5 protein-coding genes are annotated in these 4,510 nt (G+C 69.5%); 4 read left to right on the forward strand and 1 reads right to left on the reverse strand.

Annotated features, from left to right (window positions below; genetic code table 11):
* From G4D87_RS34080 to G4D87_RS34090, 3 genes are all read left to right on the forward strand, one after another.
* Nucleotides 1–740: polysaccharide lyase family 20 protein (locus tag G4D87_RS34080; RefSeq protein WP_205507824.1), on the forward strand; the 740-nt coding region annotated here is incomplete at its 5' end.
* Nucleotides 741–827: 87 nt separating this feature from the next.
* Nucleotides 828–1,145: an antibiotic biosynthesis monooxygenase gene (locus G4D87_RS34085; protein ID WP_163786849.1), complete on the forward strand. Its 318-nt coding sequence runs from the start codon at nt 828–830 to the stop codon at nt 1,143–1,145.
* Complete coding sequence (locus G4D87_RS34090) at nt 1,139–2,320, forward strand: iron-containing alcohol dehydrogenase (RefSeq protein ID WP_163786851.1); 1,182 nt, start codon at nt 1,139–1,141, stop codon at nt 2,318–2,320. Before G4D87_RS34085 ends, G4D87_RS34090 begins: the two co-directional genes overlap by 7 nt.
* Before the next feature lie 153 nt (nt 2,321–2,473).
* On the opposite strand, the gene G4D87_RS34095 is transcribed toward G4D87_RS34090, so the two are convergent.
* Entirely contained in the window at nt 2,474–3,403 is a 930-nt protein-coding gene (locus G4D87_RS34095; protein WP_240358830.1) for a LysR family transcriptional regulator, read from the reverse strand.
* 48 nt (nt 3,404–3,451) lie between these two features.
* Here G4D87_RS34095 and G4D87_RS34100 point away from each other — a divergent pair, with 48 nt between their 5' ends.
* Nucleotides 3,452–4,321, forward strand: a complete 870-nt coding sequence (locus G4D87_RS34100) for an aldo/keto reductase family oxidoreductase (protein WP_163786850.1) — start codon at nt 3,452–3,454, stop codon at nt 4,319–4,321.
* The last annotated feature ends 189 nt before the right edge of the window (nt 4,322–4,510 follow it).

Raw genomic sequence — 4,510 nt, forward strand, 5'->3', positions numbered from 1 at the left:
CCCCCACCCCGGAGCCGGAGCCGGAGCCGAACCCCACGCCGGAGCAGCCCCAGCCGGGCGACGGCTCCAGCGTGGTGTGGGTCGGTGACTTCGAGACCAACAGCCGCTCACAGTGGAGCCACACGCAGATGGTGAGCGCGGACCGGCTGGCGCCGGTGAGCTCGCCCGCGCGGCAGGGCCGCTACGCCCTCAAGGCCACCGTGCGCAAGGGTGACGACCCCATCAACTCCAGCGGCAACCGCAACGAGCTGGTGCGCATGACGCGCGAGCCCGTGAACTCTGAGTACTACTACCGCTTCAGCACCATGTTCGACTCGAGCTTCCCCAGCGCGAAGACGTGGCAGCTCTTCACCCAGTGGCACCACGAGGGCAACTCGGGTTCGCCCCCGGTGGAGTTCTACGTCTACGGCGAGGAGATTCGCCTCAACATCGGCGGCAACCCGGGCACCATCGTCTGGCGCACGCCGCTGGTTCGCGGCCGCTGGCTGGACTTCATCTTCCACGTGAAGTGGTCGCCGGACTCGAAGGTGGGCTTCGTGGAGCTGTACCTGGACGGCAAGGTGGTGCTGCCCAAGCGCTTCATCGCCACGCAGTACAAGGGCCAGCTCAACTACCTGAAGGTCGGCCTGTACCGGAATGACACCATCAGCCCCGTGGGCATCGTCTACCACGACGGGTGGACCATGGCCCGCAAGCTGGAAGACGTCATCAGCCCGACGACGGTCCTCAAGGCCCCGTAGGCACTGACGGGCAGCCAACACCCCTGCCCCCTCCTGGGCCGGAGGCCGCGTCCCCACGCGGCCCCGGCCCGGAGTAGTTTCCGGGGCATGTCCCACAGCCTCCTCGTCGTTCACGTCCAGGTCCACGTCAAGCCGGAGCACGTGGACGCCTTCCACCAGGCCACGCTCGCCAACGCGCGCGAAAGCGTGAAGGAGCCTGGCATTGCGCGCTTCGACGTCATGCAGGACGCCGAGGACCCCACGCAATTCGTGCTGGTGGAGGCGTACCGGACGCCCCAGGCCCCCGCCGCGCACAAGGAGACGGCGCACTACCTCACCTGGCGTGACACCGTGGCGCCGATGATGGCGGAGCCCCGCACCAGCCGGAAGTTCGTCAACCGCTTCCCCGACGACGCCGGCTGGTGACGGACGTGAGCGCATCTTCCTCGTTCGAGTTCGCCACCGCCACCCGCGTCCTCTTCGGCTCGGGCCGCCTGGCCGAAGCGCCGGAGGCACTCCGCGGCCTCGGGGGCTCCCGGGTGCTGCTCGTCACCGGCGCCAATCCCACACGCGCACGGCCTCTCCAGGAAGCCTTGGAACGCCTGGGTTTGGGGGTGACTGTCTTTTCCGTGGACGGCGAGCCCACGGTGGAGCGAGCCCGCGAAGGCACCGCGCGCATCCAGGAAGCGGGCTGTGACGCGGTGGTGGCCCTGGGCGGAGGCAGCGCGCTGGACGCGGGCAAGGCCATTGCCGCGCTCGCCGCCAATGGAGGCGACCCGCTGGACTACCTGGAAGTCATTGGCCGGGGCCAGCCGCTCACCCGCCCGTCCCTGCCCTTCATGGCCATCCCCACCACGGCTGGCACCGGCTCCGAGGTGACGCGCAACGCGGTGCTCGGCTCGAAGGACGCGAAGGTGAAGGCCAGCCTGCGCAGTCCGCACATGCTGCCGCGCGTGGCGCTGGTGGACCCGGACCTGCTCTCCGGGGCGCCCGCCGCCGTGCTGGCGTCCAGCGGCATGGATGCGCTGTCGCAGCTCATCGAGCCCTTGCTCTCCGCGCGCGCCAACCCGCTGACGGACGCGCTGGCACGCGAGGGGCTGCGAAGGTCGGCCCGCTCGCTGCGGCGCGCGGTGCTGGACGGCGCGGATGCGCCCGCGCGCGAGGACCTGGCCCTGGCCAGCCTCTTCGGCGGCCTGTGTCTGGCCAACGCTGGCCTGGGCGCGGTGCACGGCTTCGCCGCGCCCGTGGGCGGCATGTTCGACGCGCCCCACGGGGCGGTGTGCGCGGCGCTGCTGCCCGCGGTGCTGGACGTCAACCTGCGCGCGCTTCGGGCCCGGGCGCCGGAGCATCCGTCCCTGCCTCGGGTGCGAGAGCTGGCGGTGCTGCTGACAGGGCGGGAGGATGCAAGGGCCGAGGACGCCGTGGCGTGGGTGGACGAACTGCGCGTGGCGCTGGGCGTGCCGGGGCTGGGACGCTACGGGCTGACGGAAGCCCAGGTGCCCGCGCTGGTCGCGAAGGCCAGGGGGGCCAGCAGCATGAAGGCCAACCCCCTGGTGCTGACGGACGCGGAGCTGGCGGAGATTGCCAGCCGGTCGCTTTAATCAGACGGAAGGAACCTCGACGGACGGTGCCGAGCAACTCGCTTGGCCCCCACGCGGTCGGGGGTCGGCGCGGTGGTTGCCCGAGGCCGCATCACCCCACTCCGGGACTTCCAGCAACCCTGCCAGAGGTGTTGGAGAACGACTGCGAGAGCGTCAAGAAGTGGCGGGCACGTGCTTGGCGATATCGATGATCGCGGCGCGTACGAAGGCGCACGCGTCGTCGTCATCCAGCGCGGCGGGCCAGAGCAGGTCCATGCCGCCGGCGCGGTGCGCGAAGGGGAAGGGCGCGCTGCGCAGGTGCGGACGCTGCCGCAGGAGCTGCGCCGCGAAGACGTCGGGCAAGGTCGCCACCAGCTGGCTGCCGTCGACGATGGCGCCGATCGCGTTGAAGCTCGCGACCGAGCAGCGGACGCGTCGCTCGACACCGTACGTGTCCTCGACCGTGCCGCGGAGGTCGCCGTTGTAGGAGACGATGACGTGCTCCTGCGCGAGATACGTGCGCTTGCTGGGTCGCGCGCCGAGGCGCACGTGGCGCGGATCGAACAGGCAGACGAAGTGGCCCCGGATGAGCGGTGTGCGCAGGATGGTCTGCGGCAGTTTGTCGATGACCGTGGCCGCGAGGTCGACGCGACGGGTCGCCAGCGCCTCGACCACCGTGCGGAACTGGACCGGAATACAGATGATCCGCATCTTGGGTGCGTCGCGTCCGAGCCTGCGCAGCAGCGGTGGCAGCAGCCACTCGTCTCCGAAGTCGGAGAGCCCCAGGCGGATGGTCCGCTCGCTCGTGCGCGGGTCGAAGCGCGCCGGTGCGAGCGAGGCCTGGAGCATCGCCTCGAGCAACGGACGGACCTCGGTCACGAGGCGTGCTGCCCGGCTCGTCAAGATCACACCACGGCCGTGGCGCACGAGCATCGGCGTGTCCAGTGACTCGCTGAGCCGGGCGAGCGCCGCGCTCACCGCCGACTGCGTGAGGTAGAGCCGCGCGGCCGCCTTCGTGACCGATCCCGTATCAGCGACGGCGACGAGCACGCGCAGCAGGTTGAGGTCGAGGTTCCTGGCACGAACAGCGTTCATGATTGCCATGCATCCTATTTGCTGGTGTGAATTGTGACCATCGTTAGATTCAAGCACATGACCCATACAGACAAACTCGGCGGTCGCTTCACGTTCCCCGGAACCTCGCTCACGGTGCACCGCATGGGCTATGGCGCCATGCAGCTCGCGGGCCCGCACGTCTGGGGACCGCCGCGTGATCCCGAAACAGCCGCAGCGGTCCTGCGCGAGGCGATCTCCATCGGCATCGACCACTTCGACACGAGCGACGCCTACGGGCCACACGTCACGAACCAGCTCATTCGCGACACACTGCATCCGTATCCCAAGAATGTCGTGATCGTGTCGAAGTTGGGTGGGCGGCGTGGCGCGGACAAGTCGTGGCTCCCGGCGCTGTCGCCCGCCGAAATCCGCTCGGACCTCCAGGACAACCTGCGCCACCTCGGGCTCGACGCCATCGACATCGTGAACCTGCGCATGATGAGCATGACGCCGACGGAAGGCCCGCTCGACAAAGAACTCGCCGTCCTCATCGAGCTCCAGCGCGAGGGGCTCGTTCGCCACATCGGCCTCAGCAACGTGACGGCGCGTCAGGTCGAGCAGGCGCAAGCCCTCACCGAGATCGTCTGCGTCCAGAACCACTACAACCTGGCGCACCGCGGAGACGACCCGCTCATCGACGCGCTGGCGAAGCAGGGCATCGCCTACGTGCCGTTCTTTCCGCTCGGCGGCTTCACGCCGCTCCAGTCGTCGACGCTGTCGGAAGTCGCGAACGAGTTGGGCGCGACGCCGATGCAGGTCGCGCTCGCGTGGCTGCTGCACCGCGCGCCGAACATCCTGCTCATCCCAGGCACGTCGTCGGTCGCGCACCTGCGCGAAAACGTGGCCGCGGCGTCACTCGTGCTGCCGGCAAAGAGCATCACCGCGCTCGACGGAATCGCGCGGTGAGGGAACCCGGCGGGTTGAGTCGCCAACGTCGGCCCTTCGAGGGTGAGCGACGCCGTCAGACCCACCCCTTTAAACATCTGCTCCCGCCAGGAAGGAAGGGATGCTGGCGGGCCAGCAGGCGAAGGCGGCAAGGGGGACTCCGTCGGCGTGCCATGCCCCCCTGTGCGGACGGATGCCCCTTGGCCACTG

Origin of the sequence: Myxococcus vastator, from assembly GCF_010894475.1 — a bacterium.
Lineage (GTDB): Bacteria > Myxococcota > Myxococcia > Myxococcales > Myxococcaceae > Myxococcus > Myxococcus vastator.

Excerpts from the sequence above, each read along its gene's own strand:
- G4D87_RS34085 (WP_163786849.1), top strand. The coding sequence starts at position 828 with ATGTCCCACAGCCTCCTCGTCGTTCACGTCCAGGTCCACGTCAAGCCG.
- G4D87_RS34095 (WP_240358830.1), bottom strand. The coding sequence starts at position 3,403 with ATGGCAATCATGAACGCTGTTCGTGCCAGGAACCTCGACCTCAACCTG.
- G4D87_RS34100 (WP_163786850.1), top strand. The coding sequence starts at position 3,452 with ATGACCCATACAGACAAACTCGGCGGTCGCTTCACGTTCCCCGGAACC.